We start from the raw sequence: 21,289 nt of genomic DNA, 5'->3' as shown, positions 1-21,289 counted from the left end.
CCAGAGACGTCAGACGGTTTTAATCGTCGTTTTGGCCGTAATTCGGATGGAGTAAGACAAGCACAATTGACCACCGGCAGGTTCTGCCGGATGCTGCAAGACAACCATGTCGGTGACATGTCTGATCAAGATCGCGCTCCTATTCGTGGCAAAGCTATTATGGTGTTTCCAATTTCTGTCAAGCGTAAACACCCGCCATTTCGGTCATTACGCAGCTGAATCCGATATCATCCGCCACATTCATCGAGCGCTCCTTTAGACTAAAGTCATAAGCCGAAAGCATTGCTCTTCCTTTCGTTTGTTTTCTGTCACTCTGTCTTCAGGTGCATCGCGCCGCAAGGATGGCCTGGGGGAGAAACAGGCTTCCGCGATGTGTCATTTACTCTGTGGAGGACAGACAATGGCGACTATAGCAACTGCAAAGCCTGAAAAGGCCCGCCCCATGACGGGCGAAGAGAAGAAGGTGATTTTCGCCTCTTCTCTGGGAACGGTGTTCGAGTGGTACGACTTTTATCTCTACGGCTCACTGGCAATCTATATCGGCGCGAATTTCTTCAGCCAATATCCGGAAACAACCCGTAATATCTTTGCTCTGCTGGCCTTTGCGGCAGGCTTTCTCGTTCGCCCCTTCGGTGCGCTGGTGTTCGGTCGGCTCGGTGACCTCGTGGGTCGCAAATACACCTTCCTCGTCACCATTCTGATCATGGGCTTTTCCACGTTTCTGGTCGGTGTTCTGCCCAATGCATCACAAATCGGTATAGCTGCACCGATCATCCTCATCGTTTTGCGCATGGCACAGGGCCTGGCACTTGGGGGCGAATACGGCGGTGCCGCGACCTATGTCGCTGAACACGCACCAAACGGCCGTCGCGGTTACTACACCTCGTGGATCCAGACTACGGCGACGCTTGGTCTCTTCCTGTCTCTCGTCGTTATTTTGGGCGTACAGTTTGCCGTCGGTCGAGAAGCTTTTGCCGATTGGGGATGGCGCATCCCGTTCCTGCTTTCCGTCATTCTGCTGGGCGTATCCGTCTGGATCCGACTAAAAATGAGCGAATCGCCTGCCTTCAAGAAAATGAAGGAAGAGGGCAAGACATCGAAAGCACCACTCAGCGAAGCCTTCGGTCAGTGGAAGAATGCCAAGATCGCGATCATCGCGCTGGTCGGTGCTGTCATCGGTCAGGCCGTCGTCTGGTACACGGGCCAGTTCTACGCGCTTTTCTTCCTGCAAAGTATTTTGAAGGTTGATGGACAGTCTGCCAACATCATGGTCGCCTGCGCGCTGCTACTCGGCACAGGCTTCTTCGTGCTGTTCGGCTGGCTCTCCGACAAGATCGGTCGCAAGCCGATCATCATGGCAGGCCTTGTTCTTGCAATGCTGACCTATTTCCCGCTGTTCAAAGCACTGACATGGGCGGGCAATCCTGCTCTTGCACAGGCTCAAGCAACGGTTCGTGCGACGGTGACGGCAGTTCCCGGTGATTGCCGCTTCCAGTTCAACCCGACAGGTACGGCAAAATTCACCACTTCCTGCGATATCGCGACCTCGTTTCTGACCAGAAACTCGGTTCCCTATGATGTCGTTGAGGGTCCTGCTGGTCAGCCTGCATCCGTCAAAATCGGCAATACGACGATCGCAAGCTATGACGCTACAGCAGCAGGCGCAAATGCCGCAGCAAACGACCGAGCGTTCCAAAAGCAGATCAACATCGCGCTTCACGATAGCGGTTACCCGCTGGTTCGTGGTGCAGCACAGGTTCCAGCCGCAAAGTTGGACGCCTTCGTCGCGGCGAACCCCGAACTCGGCCTCAACGCCGATGCGGTCCGCGCAACACCTGCCAAAACGGTGCCTGCAGACAAGCTGGTCGCAGACAAACTGTTGACACCTGCAGAAGTCAACGGCGTGACCGAAATGGCTGTCTACACCGTTGCCGGCGGTGGAGCATTTTCGATGTTTGCCGATCCTGCTGCGGTCAACTGGATCGCCATCATCGCCGTTCTGACAGTTCTCGTCATCTACGTAACGATGGTTTACGGCCCGATCGCCGCACTTCTGGTCGAACTCTTCCCAACCCGGATTCGCTACACCGGCATGTCCCTGCCCTACCACATTGGTAACGGCTGGTTCGGTGGCCTCTTGCCTGCCACTGCATTCGCCATGAGTGCTGCCAAGGGCGACATCTACTACGGCCTCTGGTATCCGATCATCTTCGCAGGCATTACAGTGGTCGTCGGCCTCCTGTTCCTGCCGGAGACGAAAGATCGCGACATCCACAAGATGGAATAGTCAGCACGACAGTAGAAAACCCGGCGAAGATATCGCCGGGTTTTTTATAGAGACAGCTTGTCGCGTTTCAGATGTGGCGATAGGCCCGTTTGAAATAGATCAAAGCCTCCTCGCCTGTGTTGACCACCGTGTCACGCACGTCACAAATCAGAATATCGTGGGTGCCGCCATCATGGATGGTACGGATATGGCAATCGAACGAGCAAAGAGCCCCAGTCAGCACCGGCGAACCCGTTTCGAGCGTACTCCATTCGCCAGCGGCAAAGCGCTCCTCAATGGGGGTTTTGCCACCGAAAAGGCTGCTCAATTGCTCCTGATCAGCGGCAAGCGTATTAACGCAGACAACGCCATTCTCAACGACGGACTTGTAAGCGGAAGAGTTGCGGTTGAGGCAGACGAGCAATGTGGGCGGGCTATCCGACACACTGCATACCGCCGTTGCCGCAAAACCCGCTTTGCCTGCCGGGCCATCTGTCGTGACGATGTTCACCGCACCGGCCAGTCGCGACATGGCGTTGCGGAAGCCGAGGCTCAAATCCTCGGCCGTCTTCGTCTCCATTGCGGTATCCTTTTCACGAGACAATGTCTGCATCAAACCGACCCTTTCCTAATACGTGATCACGCCAACAGGCAGGCATCTTCAAATGGCAATCGTGGCAAGCGACCAAACAGCTTCGAGGGATCGCCATAGCCAAGATTGATGAGGAAATTTGATTTCCATGTCGTCCCGGCAAAGAAAGCCTCATCGACTTTCGCCTTGTCGAAACCGGACATCGCGCCCGTATCCAACCCTAGCGACCGTGCCGCCAGAATGAGATAGCCTGCCTGAAGCGTGGCGTTCCGGAACGCTGTTTCCTCGGCAACGGCCGGGCTGGACGTAAACCACGATCTGGCATCCGCATGCGGGAACAACGCTGGCAGTTTTTCATAGAATTCGCTGTCTATGGCGGCGATGACTGTAACCGGTGCGGTCATGGTCTTTTCCAAGTTGCCCGACGACAGGGAAGGCTTCAGCTTTTCCTTCGCCTCGGGCGAGCGCACGAAGACGAAACGCGCCGGACAACAATTGGCCGAAGTGGGCGCCATTTTCGTCAGGTCGTAAACATCGCGCAGCAATGCGTCGCTAACCGGCTTGTCAGACCATCCATTGTGCGAGCGGGCTTCCGTAAACACAGTGGCAAGCGCGTGTTGATCCAAAGTCATCGTGAAAATCCTCAATTATATCGATTTCGGAGTGAGCAGGAATTTCTCTACCCCCACGTTAAAACCTCTGGCATCGGTAATGTTTACCGCGTGAGCGCCCTCATCCAACATGAAGAGCTCGGCATTTGGCAAGCCCTCTGCAAGTCGCATCGAACGTGTGTAAGGTACGAGCAGGTCGTCTTTCGCGGCCACTACGAGCGTTCTGTTGCCGATCTCGCTCAGCCGATCATCGACATCGAAAGCCCTGAGGGCTGCAATGCGACGCAAAACATTATCCCTGCCCTGAAAATGCGCCACGCCATGCGCATCATCTTTGGCCAATCGCTCCGCATTCTCAGACATCCATATTGCCGGATAGAGAAAAAGAGGCTGCGCTTTGACGAAAGCTTCCACGCCGGAATTTTCCAGCAGTGAAATGCGGGTGTCGAAGCAACGCCCGGAATGGGGATCCGCCTTGCTCCAGGCGTTGATGAGGACGAGGCTGTCCAAAAGGCCGGGCTTGCGTAGCGCAAGATCAAGCCCGATCAAACCGCCCAACGCATGGCCCATGAAGTGGAATGTTTCGAGGTTCAGCTGGCTTGCAATCTCAAGCACATCATCCGCCATCGCGGAAATGCCGCCATCTGCGGGAACCGCGCCACCCGTTCGTCCCGTGCCACGATGGTCATAGACAACCACACGAAAGTGCTGTTCCAGCATCTCCATTTGCGGCGCCCAGTATCCCCCCGACCCGCCAAGACCGGACGACAAAAGAATGGTTTGCGCGTCGGGCTCTTTGCGGCCGTGAACCTCGAAATACACCGTCACCGATCCCGCCCCTTACTTGCCGATATGGGCAACGGTTGCGATCTCGATCAGGGCGTCCGGCTTAACCAGTCCGCACTGAATGCAGTAACGTGCGGGTTTATCACCGGGAAAATACTCGGCATAAACCCCATTGACGGCCTGATAATTCGCCCAATCCGTAATGAAGATGTGGTTCATGGTGACATCTTCCATGGTGCCCCCAGCGGTTTCGATAACGGATTTGATGGTTTCCAGCACGTGGCGGGTTTGCGCTGCCGCGTCCCCCACATGCACGACGTCGTTATTCTTGTCGAAGGGCAGCGTGCCGGACACGTAGACGATGCCATCCGCCAGTGTTCCAGGCGAAAACGGTGCGATTGGCTTGGCTGTACCTTCGGGTACGATGATTTTTTTCGGCATTGTCTGTTCTCCTCTTTTATTGCGATAGATCAGTCTTCGATGGGGGCGGCCTGCGAGATGACGGCGCAAAAATCATTCACGGTCGCCACCCAGCCGAAAAATTTTTCGACATTGTAGACGGTGGCCTGCTGAATGAAATCCGGACCCAGATGATGGGTCGCATCCTCCAGCATGACCCCGAAATATTCGAGATGGAAAGCATCGCGCAGCGAGCTTTCCACGCAGACATTGGTAGCGATACCAACGAAAACGAGGTTTCTGATGCCCCTGGCCCGCAAGACACTGTCCATATTGGTGTTGAAGAAACCGCTATAGCGTGTTTTCGGAACGAGAATATCACCTGGCTGTGGCTCAAGCTCATCGACGATGGCATAATCCCATGTGCCCTTTGCCAACAGCTTGCCCTGCAGTTCCGGCCGTGCGCGCATGGTCTTCAGCGCGTTGGACTTGTGCCAGTTGGGAGAGCCGGGGCCGCCTGCTTCAACATAATCGCTGTCCCAGCCGTTCTGGAAATAGATGACCTGCACGCCAGCAGCACGGGCGGCCGTCACTGTCTTGCCTATATTTGCGATGGTGGCTTTTGCGCCTGAAATATCAAACCCGGCCAAATCGACATAACCACCTTCGGTGGAGTATGCGTTCTGCATGTCGACAACCACGACGGCCGTTTCGCTGGGCTTTAACGAAATCGGTTCTGGTCTTGCGGGGAGCGTCACGCTGCCCGAGAGGCTTTTGGGCGGGTTATAACCTGCAACCACTGTATCCATCATTCCGCAGCCTCCAAAGCGGCCATTACATGCTGCCTGCTTTTCATCAGAGGCTGCACATATTTACCGAATTTTTCAATGCCTTCGACAAAGTCGTCAAATGTCAGCATAACGCCACCGGTACCCGGCACGTCGCTCATTTCGTCCAGCATGGCGGCAACCTCTTCATAGGAGCCGATGAGAGTGCCCATGTTGATATTGACGGCGGAAACCGGATTCGACATGTGCCGCACATTTGTGTCGGCGCCCGATTTCGTATCGACTGAGCTTTGAAGCCCCAGCCACTTGATGGCCTCCTGGTCAGCGCCAGCCTTGTAGTGTTCCCATTTTGCCCACGCGTCCTCAGATTTCTCCTCGGCCAGCACCATGGTCAGGACACAGGATCTCACATCACGTCCCGTCTTCTCAGTCGCAGCCAGCAATCGCTCATTGGTAGGCGCAAAGGCTTTGGGCGTGTTAACCCCGACACCGAAGCAGAAGCTGTAATCTGCATACTGGGCTGAGAACGCCATGCCCTTGTCGGACGAACCGGCGCAGATCAGCTTGACCTTACCCTCAGGGACCGGCTTCATCCGGCAATCGTCCATCGTGAAATATTTGCCTTTGAGGTCCGACTGACCAGTCGTCAGAAGCTCCTGAAGCACCGTCGTGTATTCGCCGAGATATTCATAGCGATCACCGAAATAGTCGTCGCCCGGCCACATGCCCATCTGGCTATATTCCGGTCGCTGCCAACCCGTAACCAAGTTGATCCCGAAGCGACCGCCCGAGATCGAGTCAATGGTCGTCGCCATGCGCGCGACGATCGCCGGCGGCATGACCAGCGTGGCAGTCGTTCCGAAAAGCTTGATTTTCGAGGTTACGGCTGCAAGCCCCGCCATGAGGGTGAAGGATTCCAGATTGTAGTCCCAGAACTCCGTCTTGCCACCGAAGCCACGCAGCTTGATCATCGAAAGTGCGAAATCAAACCCGTATTTCTCAGCCGCTAGCGTGATCTGCTTGTTGAGTTCGAAACTCGGCTTGTACTGCGGAGCGTTCTCCGAAAGCAGCCAGCCATTGTTCCCAATCGGAATGAAAACACCGATTTCCATATGCATCCTCCAGTTCTTATTCCCGTGTTGAACGTTTGAAACATTGAAAGCAGGTTCCGTGCCAGTTGCCGATGCACGGCAAAAACAGTGATTTCGAAGGTAGCAAGTTTGTTATTTTTATCAAATGATAAATTTTTTATCGTTTGATAAATTTAATGCCCATTTATTTGGCAATGAAAAGCGGGAGCACAGCCACGCGACGTGCCCAATCGCGCCAGCATAGTCCGCCTTTCGGGAGATTTGAGCGGCCACATGAATGGCTCGGCAGCGTGACATCGCGCTTCTGCTTGGAGGCTCATGAATCGGGCAGGTGTTGAACCGCTGATGAAAATGCGCCGACTGCTAGTGCGTTGCCTTGCGGGCTCGATTGACGTTGCCGAGCGGTTCGCGGGCAGATAGACCCGTCAACACACTGAGACAAACCTGCCGATCCACATTCTGAACCGTCTCAGAGCTTCTTGCCGATCGCGCGCGCAATCGGAGGGAACGCTGGCAAAGCTCCTCCAATACCACTTGCTTGAACGCGTCTTTATACAATACATCTGACGATCATGAAAACATCATATGTTTTTCAAAAGCGCATCTCGAACGAAAGTCGATAGTGCTTGAAGCTGCCCCAACGCCATTCGATATCACCCTATCTCATTTTGTCGGACCAAAACCATGCTGAACAAGACCCAGACGCCTGCGGAAACCATCGGAGACGTGGTCTTTCGGCAGATTAGACAGGATATCATTTCGGGCGATCTCTTACCCGGCTCCAAGATAAAGCTGGAGCAGACCAAAGAGCGCTACGAGATCAGCATTCCGTCGTTGCGGGAGATCCTCAGCCGCTTGGCCATGGAAAATCTCGTCGTGGCCGAGGGGCAGCGCGGCTTTGAAGTCAGCCCGGTATCACGACAAGAGCTTTCCGAACTTGCTGATCTTCGGATCGTATTGGAAACACACGCGCTGGGATTAGCCCTCGTCGAAGGTGATCTTGACTGGGAAGGGTGCATCGTAGCAGCCCATTACAAGCTGTCTGCGGCAGAGCGCAAACTTTTGAGCGGCGACGCGTCGCGCACGATCGACTGGGTGCGCTACGACTGGGAATTTCATCATGCAATCGTTTCAGCCTGTAATTCCCTAACATTGATGGCAGCCTTGTCATCCGTGTTTGATCGTTTTCTGCGCTACCACTTGCTCGCAAAGACATTTCGCGGCGCTGCGGTTGTGAGTGACCACAAACTACTGTTCGAAGCCGCTCTTAAGAGAGATATCGTAGGCGCAAAAGCAATCGTCAGAAATCATATCTTGAGCGGCGTCGAACATGTTTTGAAAAGCGGTTTTCTCTCCTGATACCTGACAACTCTAATTTACAAATTAGAATATGTTTTTTATAATACCTGTTGATTTGCATATCAGTTACTGCAAATATGTGTTGAGCAGTGAAGGGTGAGGAATAGCTGCAAGGCACATGCCGTTTCAAAACAGGAGGAGGAATTCAATGTTCAAATCAACGTGGACACGTCGACATATCTTGCTGGCGACAGCAATGATGGCAGCAGGACTGGGCCTTGCCCAACCGGCTGCTGCGATTACACCCGATGAGATCAAGGCTCGAGGCAAGCTCATTGTTGGAATCCAAGGAGACAACCCGCCTTGGGGCTTTGTCACCAGCGCAGGAAAACAAGACGGGCTTGACGCGGATATTGCCACACTGTTCGGCAAGGAACTCGGCGTACCCGTCGAATTCGTGCCGCTTGAGGTCAACAACCGTATTCCCGCCCTGACCAGTGGACGTGTTGACCTTCTGTTTGCAACCATGGCCATGCTGCCAGACCGCGCAAAAGCCGTGCAGTTCAGCAAGCCATATGTTGCAAACACCATCGTCTTGATCGGTCCGAAATCGATGTCGATCAAGACCAATGACGACATGTCAAACCTGACGATCTCCGTTGCAAAGGGTGCAGCGCAGGACACCCAGGTCACGAAAAATGCGCCTTCGACCGCAACGATCCGCCGTTATGACGGCGACGCGGCAAGCGTTCAGGCTCTGGCTTCCGGTCAGGTGCAGGCATTGGGCGGTAATATTTTTTACATGGACCGCGTCGAGAAAGCGCGCCCGGGCGAGTTTGAAAACAAGCTGGAATTCCAGAAGCTCTACAACGGCGCGTGCACACGTTTAGGCGAAAAAGAAATCAATGCTGCGCTCAACACCTTTATAGACAAGATCAAAACGAATGGCGAGCTCAAGTCAATCTACGACAAGTGGATGAAAGTGTCCGTACCGGAATTTCCGGACAGTCTCGAAGGCATTTCCTTCGTCGCGAAATAGCCGTCAGGCCGGCCTTTCTGTCTGAAAAACGGTGGGCGCAAATCGACGCCCACCGGCACCCTTCCAGCGCGCGATATGCATCTGACGGTAGTCCGAAGAGCCCGACCATGAGCAAAAAAATATTCATCTTGAATGGACCGAACCTCAATCTTCTGGGGCAGAGAGAACCTTCGATCTACGGCACGACCACGCTTCAGGACATCAAGGATCGATGTATCGCAAAGTCGAACAGCTTGGGTTTCGATATCGAATTCCGGCAGACAAATTTCGAGGGTGAACTGGTCGAGAGCGTGCATCAAGCCCGCGAAGAAGCTTGCGGGATTATCATCAACCCTGCCGGATATACCTTCACGTCCATCGCACTTCTGGATGCCCTGAAAACGTTCGATCCGCCCAAGATTGAACTTCACATTTCAAATGTTCATGCCCGCGAAAGCATCTACCACACTTCGCTGATCTCCCGTGTTGCGACCTCCATTCTGATCGGCTTTGGTGCCGCAGGCTATGAACTGGCCATTCAGGCGATGGTCGGCATGGTGACAACCGTGGAGGCATCATGAATTACCAGCTCGATTTCACACCCGTAATAGACGGCCTTCCAAGCCTGCTGTCTGCTTGCCTTGGAACATTCACGCTGGCCTTGTGCGGCATGGTTCTGGCGATCATCATCGGAATCGGTGGCGTCGCCTTGCGCGATTCCCGTTTCAAGGCGGTGCGATGGCTCGTCATCGGCTTTGTGGAAATCATCCGCAACACGCCGTTTCTGGTGCAGATATTCTTTATCTATTTTGCGTTGCCTCTTGCGGGTGTTCGGCTCGACCCGACCCCAACAGCGATCATCGCGCTGGGGATCAACGGTGGTGCCTATGCGATCGAGATTATTCGCGGCGGTGTCCAGTCCATCTCCAAAGGACAAATGGAAGCGGGTCTCGCCCTGGGCCTTCATAAGGCACAAGTCTTCCGGCTGATTATCCTCAAGCCCGCTCTGCGTGCGATTTATCCCTCACTGACAAGTCAGTTCGTCCTCCTGACGCTGTCCACGAGCATTGCGTCCGCGATCTCGGCCTATGAGTTGACGTCGGTCTCTCAACGCATCGAATCCGAAAGCTTCCGCAGTTTTGAAATCTATTTCACCATCACGCTTCTCTATCTCGTGATGTCCTGGATCATGATGCGCCTCTTCTCCCTGTTTTCGGCGCGCTACTTCGCTTACCCCGTCAAGTAGGAGCTGCGATATGGGTTATGATGAATTTGTGTTCCTGTTGATCGGTCTCAAGTGGACAGTCGCGCTGTCGGCTGTCGGGTTTGTGTTTGGCTGCATGGCAGGGCTTCTGGTCGCACTGGCGAGAACATCCGGCATCGTGCTTCTGGAGCGGTTGACGTCTGCCTATATAGCCGTGTTTCAGGGCACGCCGCTTCTGATGCAGCTCTTCGTGGTTTATTACGGGCTCGCGCTCATCGGATTGCGGCTCGATGCTTGGATTGCGGTCGCCATCGGTTTGACCCTTCATGCCAGCGCCTATCTGGGGGAAATCTGGCGCGGCTCCATCGATGCCGTTCCCAAGGGGCAGATCGAAGCGGCGAAGGCTCTCAGCCTTCGCTATGTTTCCCGTACGAAAGACGTCGTTCTGCCGCAGGCGATTCGAATCTCGCTTCCGGCAACGGTGGGTTTCCTTGTCCAGCTGATCAAAGGAACGTCGCTGGCTTCCATCGTCGGCTTCACAGAACTGACGCGCGCCGGCAACATTATCTCAAACCAGATATTCGAACCGCTGACCGTTTTCAGCATCGTCGGCGCCCTCTACTTCGTGATGTGCTGCCCGCTGACGATTTTTGGAGCCCATCTTGAGCGCAAATTTGCCGTGGCGACCCGCTGATAAGAGATTTTTTGGTCTCTAATCGCGTTTAATTTGACTCATTGGCTTTCTGTTATAACCTTGGGAGTTGATGGAGGCGCAAACGCGCTATAAAGAGTTTGTCGCGGAGTCAAACGGCTACGGAAATAAAAAGGAACTGTCATGCCTACCGGTACTGTGAAATTTTTTAACGACGACAAAGGCTTCGGCTTCATTACACCTGAAAACGGCGGAACAGACGTGTTCGTTCACGTGTCTTCCCTGCAGCAGGGTGGTTCGCTTAGAGAAGGTGACAAGGTCAGCTTCGAAATCGGCCAGGACCGTAAGACGGGCAAGTCGAAGGCAGAAAACGTCAGCGTTCTTTAACGCTTGTGCGCGCTAGCCTGCCGCTCATACCGGCAGGCTAGACCGATCTCGTTTGTTTGCGTTTAACGGATGCGACGGTCGTAACGTCAATAATCCCGCCAGGGATCACCGGGCTTTCCCTTTTTCAGGATCTCGTCGGATAAGGCCAGTTAGCCTTCCTTCTACTGCTTAGTCCAATATGTGCCGATACCGAGCCGTTTTGACATGCCCGATGGTTATACCAGCCGGAATAGCTGAGCAGTCGACACCGACATATGCCTCGGGCTTGCACACTCATACATCATCCATCCGACGAACGAACTCTCTCTCGACACGCTATCCGTACATGGCGACGATAAGTGCGTCCGGCGTTCTAGCCGACGTCGAGCAGGGTTCGCTGGCAATTTCTATCCGGGTGAACTGAGAACGTCGTCCAACCATGCCTGAGGATCAATGTGGTTGAACTTTGCCGTCATGATCAATATGGCCATGAAGGCTACACGGTTTACGCCGCTCGGACGGAACGACAATCAGACGGTCCTCAACGACCATGTGGCAGTTTAAACGCCGCCGTTCCTCACTATCCCTAAGTTTTCAAAAGCTGCTTCAACTCACGGACGGTTGCCTCATCGGTTTGCTTGCGCTCAGGGCCTGTGAACCCAAGCATCGAAAGCTTTCCATTTGTCCCGGATGGGACATTGGCGGAACAGGATGCGTGGATTTCGTTGATGACGAGACGGTGCAAAATATCGGCAACCATATGTGGCCGAATGCCAGCCCCTGGCATGATGGAGATGCGCCCGCGCGCGACCTCGATCATCTCCGCGAGTTGGTCGATTCCCTCAAGCGCTGACCTTGCACCGCCCGATGTCAGAATTCGGGAAAACCCCAGCGCAATCGCCGCTTCGACCGCCTCAGGGAAATCGGGCACGACGTCTACGGCACGGTGGAGCGTCGTGTCGAGACCATGCGCATGAGCACAGAGCTCCTCCAACGTTTTGGTGTCAAGTGCCCCGTTCCCAAGAGAAGCACCCAGCACGACACCTGAAACACCCGCGCTTCGCGCGGCATCGATATCGTGCTTCATCATATCCACTTCAGCACGTTCAAAGACGAAATCACCCGAACGCGGGCGTATCATGACACTGACGGGCATATTCTTGGCGCCAGCAAGCTGCATGAACCCTTTGGATGGCGTCACACCACCACCGGAAAGCGCCGCACAAAGCTCGATACGATCTGCTCCGCCCCTAATCGCTGCGTCCAGCCCGGCACCGTCATCGACGCAAATCTCAAGAATCATGGGAATTCCTTTTCATCTGCATCCATAAGCTGAACTGGCATGATTTGCAAAAATACGGGCTATCGCCGTTTTCCTGGTCCATCCAGGGTAAAGAGCATGACGATGCCTGCCAAACCAAAGACAGCACCAAGGATCGATGCTCCCGAATAATCGGAGACATAGGTGCCGATCGCAAACACCAAGGAGCCGATACCCGCACTCAGAAAGATGTTGACCGCAATCAGCGAACTGCCAAGCCCCGGTCGGTCGGCAATCAACTCCTGAAGATAGGTTATGGGTATGCTGATAAGGGCTGCGGCTCCCAACCCGCTGATCAGTGTTTGCGCGTAGATGTGCCAAGGCTGCGTAGCGAACCCCTGCAACACAAGGTAGACTGAATAGATGACGGCCCCTGCGGCAAGGGTAGTCGTTTGCGCAAAGCGCCGCTCCACCATGCCCCACATGATGATGAAAACAATCTCTAGTCCAGCAACAATGCCGACGACGATGCCGACATCTGTGACCGTTCCATTAGCGGAACCTGTAATAATCAGCGCACGTACGAAATCATTGAGATGCAGCATGGAGGAGATCAGCGCGATACTGATGACGCGCAGCAAGACATGGCGCGAACAGATTTCGCGTAGTGACGCAAAAAGGCCGAACCGCCCCTCGCCACTTCGCACGACCGGTGCAGCAGTCTTTGGGAGATAAAATGCGACCAACAGGAAACAGACAGTCGCAAAGATGCCCGATAGCAGAAACGCAGACAGCATGTTGTTTGAGGCGGCGAGAAAAATGCCGACAATTCCCGGGACCAACACCCATGAGAGCGAGATCGTTGCCCGCATGACGGAGTTTACCGATATCATCTCGTTTGGAGGCAGGTCTTTGGCATCAGCGCGCACATGTGCGAAGATCAGTGAATTCATGGCGCCGAAAATCGGCAACAACAGCAACTTGGCGGCGATGAAGGCAGGCGCGTTTGCCGCAAAATATACCAGGAAATAGCCAGAGATACCAAACAGCGCGATACACAGTATCGGCCTGCGATACTCACCAAGCCGATCGGCGAGGATGCCCATCAACACGCTGGCGCTGACGTTGATGACGGCAGCGACCAGCATCAATAGCGAGTAGACGCCATCGCCTAGCCCCAGTTCCCGGATGCCGATGACCGCCTGATAGGGCGCTGTCGCTGCATTGGAGAAACCAAAAAACAGAATGGCAAGTGCAGCCACTCTTATCGATGGGTTTCTAACGACGATGGAAAAGGCGGAGCGCATGGTCTTATGTCCTGCTGTAGGCTGGCAGCCAAAAATCGTCTAAAGCAGGCGTTTCCGTCGGCTGATGTCTACAGCCGATGCCAGCGCGAAGATGGTCGTGCCTGCGGCACATACTGGAAATTCGCCTGGAAAGGATAGATATTTCCTTCTCTGCGTTCGTTCCGTAGGCTTTCTATATTCTGTTTGATGACACCGTTGGTCAAAGCCATCAGATTGGGATTGGCAATGGGAGCGAGTTCCGGTGAAAGATAGCCGGATTTGACAACCAGAAGCCTGACTTTGGCGGGATCAAAGCCAAGGCGCGTGAAATCCGAGATCATGTGATAGGGCCGACGTCGAGACGCGAGGATGACGATGATACCACCGATTTCGACGACGGCCTGCCGCTCGTTCGCAGCCTCCTGATCGTCCAGCTTCAAAATCTTTGCGGCGACCTCGACAGAAGGGCTGGACGGATCAAGACTGCCACCGATCTTCAGGTCGATGATGGTGCCCTCGCCTGCTGCAAAACATGCGTCAACTGCCGGGCGATCGGTGATGCCACCCAAAAGCGCGCCCTGCCAGTTTCGTTTGATCAGTGCCTGCAACACATCTGCACGATCGCCGACGCCACCGCCCGTCGGGTTGTCGCCGGAATCGGCTAGAATGATGGGTCCCGTTCCGGTCGTCTCTGCAATATCGAGAATGTCGTCCAGCACCTCCGTCACCGGCCCAAAACGGAACGACTGGCGCGCATCCCAGTAGGATTGCGCAATCTCAGTTGCCACCTGCTCCGCAGCAGCCACGTCCGTGCCGGTCACGACAGCACAGGCCGTCGCGCGGGGTTCGTCTGCCCAGACATAACCAATCATCAGATTGGCATCCAATATGCCGGGCCTTGAATCGAAGGCTGGCAGCGCAGAATAAAGACTTTTTGCGGGCTCATCCTCGGTGGAGGTTTTTTCGCCCGGCAGAAGAACGGGCACCTTGGCCCATGCGACCCCTGGCCTCACGCCCGTCTTCAGCGCATTCACCAGCATGAACCACGCACGCACCATAGTTTCGCGCACGTCGATGTGCGGGGCGGTACGATAGGCAGCGAATATATCGAGCTGGTCTACGATCCTCTGGCTGACATTGCCGTGTAGATCGTAACTTGCCGCAACGATCACATCGGGCCCGACGATGGCGCGCGCCGCTGAAATCCAGTCCCCCTCGGCATCATCCATGCCATCCACATTCATCGCCCCATGCATGGCAAGATAAAGCCCGTCCACCGGCAGAGCGGCGCTCAGCCGCTTCAGAAAATCCTCCTTGAAGGTTTCGTAGGTCTCACGCGAAAGGGGCCCTCCCGGAACCGCGCGCGCATGCAGGAGCGGCAGGTGCTCGATACCGTCTGCATCGAGGAAATTGAAATAGTCCATGCCGCGAAGTTCATTGCCCCTGAAAACGCGAAAATCTTCAACCTGCATCAGCACCGTCGAATAGGTGCTGCATTCCGTATGAATTCCACCGAACGCAATTCGCATGAAAACCTCTCTTAAAAGACCGGGTGCGAAGGAACAATGGCGGCAAAACGTAGCCAGTCTTTCTTCGTTTTCGGCGTCCATGCCGCTTCCGCGATGGCTGGCAAGCGTGGGAAGACGAGATGATTGAAATAATCACGCGTCAGGAAATGCTCGGTCCAGATGCAGGCCTGTACGCCCTTCATCCTGTCCTTCAGGTCATCAGGAAAATCACCTTCCGCTTCGTAATGGTAGGTGTGATAAGGCGGCACGGTTCCAGCCCAGCTGGCGCCCGGCTCCTGCCATGCCTCATCCTGAACCATATCCAGATAATAGGCCTGCCCCGGCGTCATCACCACATCGTAACCCTGCTTCGCCAGCTCGATGCCGACTTCAGGCTTCTGCCATGCCATCAGCAATGTGCCTTGCGGGTTGACGCCACCACCATGAGACACCTCGTCCCAGCCGGCAATATCGCGACCGCGCTCGTGCAACATGCCCTGAATGCGCTTCATGAAATAGGACTGGATGCCGAAAGTGCCGTCCAGCCCTTCCCTGTCCATCAGTTGCTTGGCGAGCGGTGAGGCAAGCCATGAGCCATTGGCGACTTCGTCACCACCGATATGGATAAGCCTGGATGGGAAGAGGTCAACCATTTCATCGAATATCTTGCCGATGAACTCATAGGTGAATTCAATTGCCGGATTGAGCGCGTTGTTTGGAAAACCCTGAACGGAACGATAGCTATCCGGTGCTTCCTGCCCGTCGGTCAGTTCAGGATAGGCAACGAGCGCCGCCGTGCTATGGCCAGGAATATCGATCTCAGGGACAACCTCGACATTCAGCAGAGCGGCGTGGGCAACGATGACCCTGATGTCATCCTGCGTATAATGCCCCTCGACCGGCTCTGCACTGTTGCCGAGCTGCGGCAATAGAGGTTCGTCTGGGCCCCGCTTCACGCCCACGGTCGTCAAAAGCGGGTAGGCCTTGATCTCCAGTCGCCATGCCTCGTCATCGGACAAGTGCCAGTGGAAGCGGTTCATGCGATACCAGGCCATGATGTCGATCAGCCGCGCGACATCATCGGTCGGATAGAATTGGCGCGACACATCCAGATGGCATCCGCGCCAGCTGTAGCGCGGCGCGTCTTTGATGGTACCCGAGATCGGGAAGCGGAATTTTGCCGGCTCTGTTCGTGCGCCATGCAGCAATTGTGCGAGCACTGTCAGGCCATATTGCCGTCCTGCAGATCCCGAGTACTCCAGAACCACATCGGTTTCGGAAAAAGAAAGGCAGTAGGCTTCCGTCTCCAGCCCGCTCTTTTGCTCGAACGTCAACGTGCGTCCTTCATGGACAGGCGCGAGACAAAACGGCACATGGGCGCTGGTATAGAGCCTGCGGAAAAGCGAAATTGCCGTGTCAACCGCCAGAACATCATCCGGTTTTGCACCCTCAGCCGGGAACAGTGCGACGGGAAACGCATCCCCACCGGCAGCCGAGACATCCGCCGGCCACGGCTGGATGGCGAACGGCAAGTCCAGTTCTCCCTCAGGCAAAAGCACAGGCGGCGGTTCGCTGTGACGACCCTCCAGGATGAGATCGCCAACGGCAACCGTGCGATGCGTACCATCGGAAAGGCTGACATAGGCGGATTTTGCGCCATCCGTGCGATGGCGTGCGGGGCGTAATAATCCATCGACCGTAAAACGCCATGCCTGACCCGGTTTCAGTTCGAAACCAGCAGGAGGAGCAAATTCATGGAAATTGGCGTTACGGCGCAGATACACGGCATTGCCGCAGACCGGCTTGTCGATCGTACGCGTCAGTGACGTGTAAACAACACGGAAGTCTTTCAGGGGCTTGTTGGAAAGATTAAACAGCGTGAAGACGAAACCGCCACTTGGATCATCCTTATTGGGATGCCACGCATTTTCAAGACGGTATTGTGCAAGCGTCATGATCGTTCCCTTTTGTATTTCTGCGACCTTGCTGGCCGGAATTCAGTAGTGCTCTGATTGCGAAAATGTGTGCGCAAGCGGCGCTTGACCGGCTGTCAAACCGCAGTCCACGGCTAAACAGACGCCACTGATGGCAGCGGCCTGATCGCTGGCCAGAAAACCGACGGCGTTGGCCACATCATCAGGCAAAACGATCCGCCGGAGTGGATACCAGTGCTTTGCTTCCTCAAAGACCTGCGGATTGGCTTCTGCGCGGGCTTCCCACGCCTGCGTGCGCACCGTTCCGGGCGCCACGGCATTGGCGCGGATGCCGAATTTCCCGTATTCGACGGCGATCAGCTTGGTCAGATGAATGAGCCCGGCCTTGGCCGCGCTATAGGCCGGGTGGCCAAAGACGGACATGCCGTTGACCGAAGCGATGTTGATGAGCGACCCTTGGGACTGTTTCAGTGCGTCCTCGAAGGCGCGAAAACACAGAAACGGTGCCTCGAGGTTAAGAGCATTGTCGTGACGCCAAATCTCCGGCGTCGTGTCATGCAGGCTGACGGCTTTCGCCGCACCGGCATTGTTGACGAGCGTGCGAACCGAGCCCAAGGCGGAAATTTTTTCGGACAGATCCGCAAGGCTTGTCGCGTCCGTCACATCGCAGGCCATCGCGATAAAAGCCGAACCGCCAAGCGTCGCGACCGCACGCTCCACGGCGGCACCATCGATATCTACCAGCACCACTCGGTCGTGGCTTTCCGCCAACTTGACTGCGATGGCACGGCCGATATCGCCTGCCCCACCGGTGACTACTGCTATCGTTTCCGCCATCCTCATACCTCTTCTTCGGTCAATCGCCGAGCAACTGACGGTCATCGCCGTCCCGATGTTCAATCAGTTGTTGCTTGATATGGCGCAGCGTGATCATGGACTGCTGCTTGTTCTCGTAAGCAACGAGGCTGGCGATCATGTCGACAACAGCCAGATAAGCGTAGCGCGATGATGTCGGCCTGAAGATATTGCTGCCCTCTGGCACATCCACCGGAACAACGATGTCTGCCGCAAGCGCCACCGGGCTGTCACTCTGGGTGAGAGCGATCGAGGAAACGCCCATCTCACGCGCCAGCTTGAAGCACTTCACCAATTCCATATTTCTTCCGGAAAAGGACGAGCCGACAATCACGTCATTCGGCCGGGCGGCAGCCGTCATCATCAATTGCATGCTGTGATCGCTGCTGGTGGTCACGCGCAGGCCCAGACGGAAAAGACGGTTCTGGATTTCACCCGCGATCATCGAGGAATTCCCGCCTGACCCGAATGCATAGATAGTGCCACTGCCCGAAATGGTAGCGGCAGCCTGAGCCAGAACGGCAGGGTCAAGTGTGCGGTGGAGCAGGAAAAGCGCATCTTGCGCCTTTGTGAGGATGTCTTCAGCGACATCCGAAGGCCCAGTCCGGGGTATCTCCGGGTTGAGATAGCGCGCACCCACATAGGCGGTCTTTGCCAGATTGACCTTGAAATCGGAAAAACTTTGAAGACCAAGCCTGCGGCAGAAACGCGTCACCGTTGGCGGAGAAACTTGCGCACGTCCAGCCAGTTCGATGATCGAAGCATTGACGGCGAACTCAAAATCGGCCAGCAGAATATCCGCAATTCGCCGTTCTGATTGCGAAAACTGCTCTTTATTGTCCTGCAATTTCGCAAAAATATCCATTACCACATCGCTCCGATTGATGCCAAAGGTCAGACTTTGGCTTTATAAGCGATGCAGTCTATTTCAACCTTGCAATCAACCATCATCGACGCCTGCACACATGCGCGGGCGGGAGGATGTTCTCCGAAATAACCCTCATATATCTTGTTGAAACTCCAGAAGTCGCGCGGGTCATCCAGCCAAACGCCGCACCGCACCACATGCTCGACGCCGTAACCGGCTTCGTGCAAAATGGCGATCAGGTTCTCGATGGTTTTATGCGTCTGCTCCACGATGCCGCCAGCGATGATCTCGCCGTCAACCATTGCGACCTGACCGGAAACATGCAGCCAACCATCGGCCTCGACTGCTCTTGCAAACGGCAGTCTCTGCCCGCCTGCACCGGCCTTCTCAGCCCCGTAACGCTTGATCGTCATTATCAGCACCAATGCAAATTATTTTCTTTATTCGTTGACAGGACACCATAGAAAAGGGATCTTTGCCAGTGAAAAACAGTAATTATGAAAATAATTTCAATATCGGATCACTTGCATGCGCGACCCGTTCAAAAACCCCTTCCCTGAAACAGATGCTGCGCGCCACGCCATCTGGGAAATGCTTGTGCCGCGCGATATCGATGCGTTTCTGGCAGCGGACTGGTCCAAAGTGGAAGGTGATTTCGTCGAAGACGGCTTTCTGGCGATCAACGCAAACCGCGCTGACAACCCCGACAAATGGCGTCTTGGATTTCCGAATCTAATCGCATATCGCGACGAGTGGCTGCGTCAGGCGCGGGATTTCCAGACGCAGAGTTTTGCCGAAGATACCCGCAGTGCGATCTTTACGACAACAACGCTTGAAGAGATCGAGATCGAAGGCGACACCGCACTGGTGCGCAAGAAGTTCGATGGCGGCATTCGCAAGGCCGATGGCTCGCTTGATGTCATGAAGTGGCAGACGCTGTATTATTGCCGATTCCACGACGGTCGCTGGAAGATCAGCGGCTTTACCGGCTACCTACCGAACCCAATGGGCAGCGCTTTATAAGAAGGCAAGACATTGCGCATTTTCACTGCTGCACTGGCAACCGAGACCAACACGTTTTCACCGATCTGCATCGATAGGAAGGCTTTCGAGGAATCCTTTTATGCTGGTCCCGGCCAGCATCCAGAAACAGCCACGCTCTGCACCGCCCCGGTTCCCGTCGGCCGCCGTTTGATGGCGCAGAAAGGCTGGACGCTGATAGAGGGCAGTGCGGCATGGGCAGACCCGGCCGGACTGGTCAATCGCCAGACTTATGAAGGTTTACGTGACGAAATTCTGGGGCAGTTGCACGCAGCCATGCCGGTGAATGCCGTCGTTCTCGGTCTGCACGGCGCCATGGTGGCGGACGGATATGCCGATCCGGAAGGCGATTTTTTAACGCGTATTCGTGAGATCGTCGGGCCGGATATTCTCGTTTGCGCCGAACTGGACCCGCACAGCCATCTGACACAAAAACGCGTCACTGCTGCGGATTTCTTCGTGGTGTTCAAGGAATTCCCGCACACGGATTTCGTGGACCGCGCACACGATCTCTGGAGGATCGCAATCGATACGCTTGAGGGTCGGGTCAAACCCGTCATGTCCACCTTCGATTGTCGCATGATCGACGTCTTCCCGACCTCCCGCGAGCCGATGCGATCATTTGTCGACAAGTTGACACAGATCGAACGAGAGGACGACGATGTGCTTTCGCTCTCGGTCATCCATGGTTTCATGGCCGGTGATGTTCCTGAAATGGGAACCAAGACGATCGCTGTTACAAACGGCAAAAAAGACAAGGGTGAGTGCCTGGCGCGCGATCTTGGTCTGGAACTGTATGCCAATCGCGGCAAACACATGATGCCGTGGACCGACGAGAAAGAGGCCGTCGCCAAGGCTATCTCGGCACCAAAGGGCCCGGTGGTGATTGCCGACATGTGGGACAATCCGGGAGGTGGCACGGCCGGTGACGCGACGGTTGTGCTCGCTGAACTATTTGATCGAGATGTCACCGATGCTGCCATCGGCACCATATGGGACCCGATTGCCGTTCAAATCTGCATGGCTGCTGGCGAAGGTGCGGAAATTCCATTGCGATTCGGCGCAAAATCCGCCCCCGGCACCGGCAATCCCATCGATGGTCGCGTGACGATCATCCGTCTGGTGCGCGGTGCGGAAATGCGTTTCGGAGAAAGCATCGCGCCTTTCGGCGATTCAGCGCATATCCGCCTGAACGGCATCGATATCATTCTGAATTCCATTCGCGCCCAGAGCTACGATCCGTCGCTCTTTTCAGCGATGGGCATCGATCCGATGTCGAAGAAAATCCTCGTCATCAAATCGACCAATCATTTCTACGCAGCATTCTCGAAGATCGCGTCCGACATCATCTATTGTTCGGCTGGAACACCCTATCCCAACAATCCCGCAACCACGCCCTATCAACATGCGCCGCGTGATATATGGCCGATGGTAGATAATCCCCATGGCGACGAGGCAGGCTGA

At 55.1% G+C, this 21,289-nt stretch carries 22 protein-coding genes and 1 pseudogene; 9 read left to right on the top strand and 14 right to left on the bottom strand.

All coding sequences use genetic code 11. The features are described from left to right. Nucleotides 1–400: 400 nt before the first annotated feature. On the top strand, nt 401–2,287 hold the full coding sequence (locus RMR21_RS21080) for an MFS transporter (RefSeq protein WP_498671360.1): 1,887 nt from the start codon (nt 401–403) through the stop codon (nt 2,285–2,287). Between the two features lie 67 nt (nt 2,288–2,354). Here RMR21_RS21080 and RMR21_RS21075 read toward each other — a convergent pair whose 3' ends face one another. Genes RMR21_RS21075 through rutA form a run of 6 tightly spaced genes read right to left on the bottom strand, consistent with a single transcriptional unit; the run spans nt 2,355 to nt 6,554 of the window. Next, nucleotides 2,355–2,879 carry a flavin reductase gene (locus RMR21_RS21075; protein ID WP_498671359.1) on the bottom strand — a complete coding sequence of 175 codons (525 nt, stop codon included), beginning with the start codon at nt 2,877–2,879 and terminating at the stop codon, nt 2,355–2,357. Nucleotides 2,880–2,905: 26 nt separating this feature from the next. Further along, complete coding sequence (locus RMR21_RS21070; protein ID WP_498671358.1) at nt 2,906–3,490, bottom strand: malonic semialdehyde reductase; 585 nt, start codon at nt 3,488–3,490, stop codon at nt 2,906–2,908. Between the two features lie 15 nt (nt 3,491–3,505). Then, nucleotides 3,506–4,291, bottom strand: a complete 786-nt coding sequence (gene rutD / locus RMR21_RS21065; RefSeq protein ID WP_498671863.1) for a pyrimidine utilization protein D — start codon at nt 4,289–4,291, stop codon at nt 3,506–3,508. An 18-nt stretch (nt 4,292–4,309) separates the two neighbouring features. Further along, nucleotides 4,310–4,696: a pyrimidine utilization protein C gene (gene rutC, locus RMR21_RS21060; RefSeq protein ID WP_498671357.1), complete on the bottom strand. Its 387-nt coding sequence runs from the start codon at nt 4,694–4,696 to the stop codon at nt 4,310–4,312. Between the two features lie 29 nt (nt 4,697–4,725). Further along, nucleotides 4,726–5,466, bottom strand: coding sequence for a pyrimidine utilization protein B (gene rutB / locus RMR21_RS21055; RefSeq protein ID WP_498671356.1), 741 nt, complete (start codon nt 5,464–5,466; stop codon nt 4,726–4,728). Further along, nucleotides 5,463–6,554, bottom strand: coding sequence for a pyrimidine utilization protein A (gene rutA / locus RMR21_RS21050; RefSeq protein WP_498671355.1), 1,092 nt, complete (start codon nt 6,552–6,554; stop codon nt 5,463–5,465). The genes rutB and rutA overlap by 4 nt, the downstream gene beginning before the upstream one ends. 663 nt (nt 6,555–7,217) lie before the next feature. On the opposite strand from rutA, the gene RMR21_RS21045 reads away from it, so the two are divergent. The 6 genes from RMR21_RS21045 to RMR21_RS21020 all read left to right on the top strand — a co-directional run bounded on the left by RMR21_RS21045 (nt 7,218) and on the right by RMR21_RS21020 (nt 11,093). Beyond that, on the top strand, nt 7,218–7,892 hold the full coding sequence (locus tag RMR21_RS21045; RefSeq protein WP_498671354.1) for a GntR family transcriptional regulator: 675 nt from the start codon (nt 7,218–7,220) through the stop codon (nt 7,890–7,892). 148 nt (nt 7,893–8,040) lie between these two features. Further along, nucleotides 8,041–8,871: a transporter substrate-binding domain-containing protein gene (locus RMR21_RS21040; protein WP_498671353.1), complete on the top strand. Its 831-nt coding sequence runs from the start codon at nt 8,041–8,043 to the stop codon at nt 8,869–8,871. Between the two features lie 107 nt (nt 8,872–8,978). Beyond that, entirely contained in the window at nt 8,979–9,431 is a 453-nt protein-coding gene (locus tag RMR21_RS21035) for a type II 3-dehydroquinate dehydratase (RefSeq protein WP_498671352.1), read from the top strand. Then, nucleotides 9,428–10,096, top strand: a complete 669-nt coding sequence (locus RMR21_RS21030) for an amino acid ABC transporter permease (RefSeq protein ID WP_498671351.1) — start codon at nt 9,428–9,430, stop codon at nt 10,094–10,096. Before RMR21_RS21035 ends, RMR21_RS21030 begins: the two co-directional genes overlap by 4 nt. Nucleotides 10,097–10,106: 10 nt before the next feature. Then, nucleotides 10,107–10,748: an amino acid ABC transporter permease gene (locus RMR21_RS21025; protein ID WP_498671350.1), complete on the top strand. Its 642-nt coding sequence runs from the start codon at nt 10,107–10,109 to the stop codon at nt 10,746–10,748. 141 nt (nt 10,749–10,889) lie between these two features. Continuing rightward, nucleotides 10,890–11,093, top strand: a complete 204-nt coding sequence (locus tag RMR21_RS21020; RefSeq protein WP_045229194.1) for a cold-shock protein — start codon at nt 10,890–10,892, stop codon at nt 11,091–11,093. A gap of 398 nt (nt 11,094–11,491) precedes the next feature. Here RMR21_RS21020 and RMR21_RS21015 read toward each other — a convergent pair. The 8 genes and pseudogenes from RMR21_RS21015 to RMR21_RS20980 all read right to left on the bottom strand — a co-directional run. Continuing rightward, nucleotides 11,492–11,584 (bottom strand): annotated as a pseudogene (locus RMR21_RS21015) (transposase domain-containing protein); the annotation flags it as partial. A gap of 74 nt (nt 11,585–11,658) precedes the next feature. Beyond that, nucleotides 11,659–12,375, bottom strand: coding sequence for a copper homeostasis protein CutC (locus tag RMR21_RS21010; protein WP_498671349.1), 717 nt, complete (start codon nt 12,373–12,375; stop codon nt 11,659–11,661). Between the two features lie 59 nt (nt 12,376–12,434). Further along, on the bottom strand, nt 12,435–13,640 hold the full coding sequence (locus tag RMR21_RS21005; protein WP_498671348.1) for an MFS transporter: 1,206 nt from the start codon (nt 13,638–13,640) through the stop codon (nt 12,435–12,437). Nucleotides 13,641–13,708: 68 nt separating this feature from the next. Further along, nucleotides 13,709–15,148, bottom strand: a complete 1,440-nt coding sequence (locus tag RMR21_RS21000) for a M81 family metallopeptidase (protein WP_498671347.1) — start codon at nt 15,146–15,148, stop codon at nt 13,709–13,711. A gap of 11 nt (nt 15,149–15,159) precedes the next feature. Further along, nucleotides 15,160–17,082, bottom strand: coding sequence for a beta-N-acetylhexosaminidase (locus RMR21_RS20995; protein ID WP_498671346.1), 1,923 nt, complete (start codon nt 17,080–17,082; stop codon nt 15,160–15,162). Between the two features lie 42 nt (nt 17,083–17,124). Next, nucleotides 17,125–17,898 carry an SDR family oxidoreductase gene (locus RMR21_RS20990; RefSeq protein WP_498671345.1) on the bottom strand — a complete coding sequence of 258 codons (774 nt, stop codon included), beginning with the start codon at nt 17,896–17,898 and terminating at the stop codon, nt 17,125–17,127. Nucleotides 17,899–17,917: 19 nt separating this feature from the next. Next, the gene (locus tag RMR21_RS20985; RefSeq protein ID WP_498671344.1) at nt 17,918–18,781 is read right to left on the bottom strand and encodes a MurR/RpiR family transcriptional regulator; all 864 of its coding nucleotides are present in this window, start codon (nt 18,779–18,781) and stop codon (nt 17,918–17,920) included. Between the two features lie 29 nt (nt 18,782–18,810). Then, entirely contained in the window at nt 18,811–19,197 is a 387-nt protein-coding gene (locus tag RMR21_RS20980) for a RidA family protein (protein WP_498671343.1), read from the bottom strand. A 115-nt stretch (nt 19,198–19,312) separates the two neighbouring features. Between RMR21_RS20980 and RMR21_RS20975 the strand changes: the two genes are divergently transcribed. Together RMR21_RS20975 and RMR21_RS20970 are read left to right on the top strand one after the other, a co-directional pair. Beyond that, nucleotides 19,313–19,807: a general transcription factor IIF subunit 2 gene (locus RMR21_RS20975; RefSeq protein WP_498671342.1), complete on the top strand. Its 495-nt coding sequence runs from the start codon at nt 19,313–19,315 to the stop codon at nt 19,805–19,807. Between the two features lie 12 nt (nt 19,808–19,819). Further along, nucleotides 19,820–21,289, top strand: coding sequence for a M81 family metallopeptidase (locus tag RMR21_RS20970; RefSeq protein ID WP_498671341.1), 1,470 nt, complete (start codon nt 19,820–19,822; stop codon nt 21,287–21,289).

The sequence above is a fragment of the Agrobacterium sp. rho-8.1 genome (assembly GCF_033957725.1).
Taxonomy (GTDB): domain Bacteria; phylum Pseudomonadota; class Alphaproteobacteria; order Rhizobiales; family Rhizobiaceae; genus Agrobacterium.
Note: the sequence above shows the minus strand (reverse complement) of the source record. Positions and strands in the feature narration are given on the sequence as shown.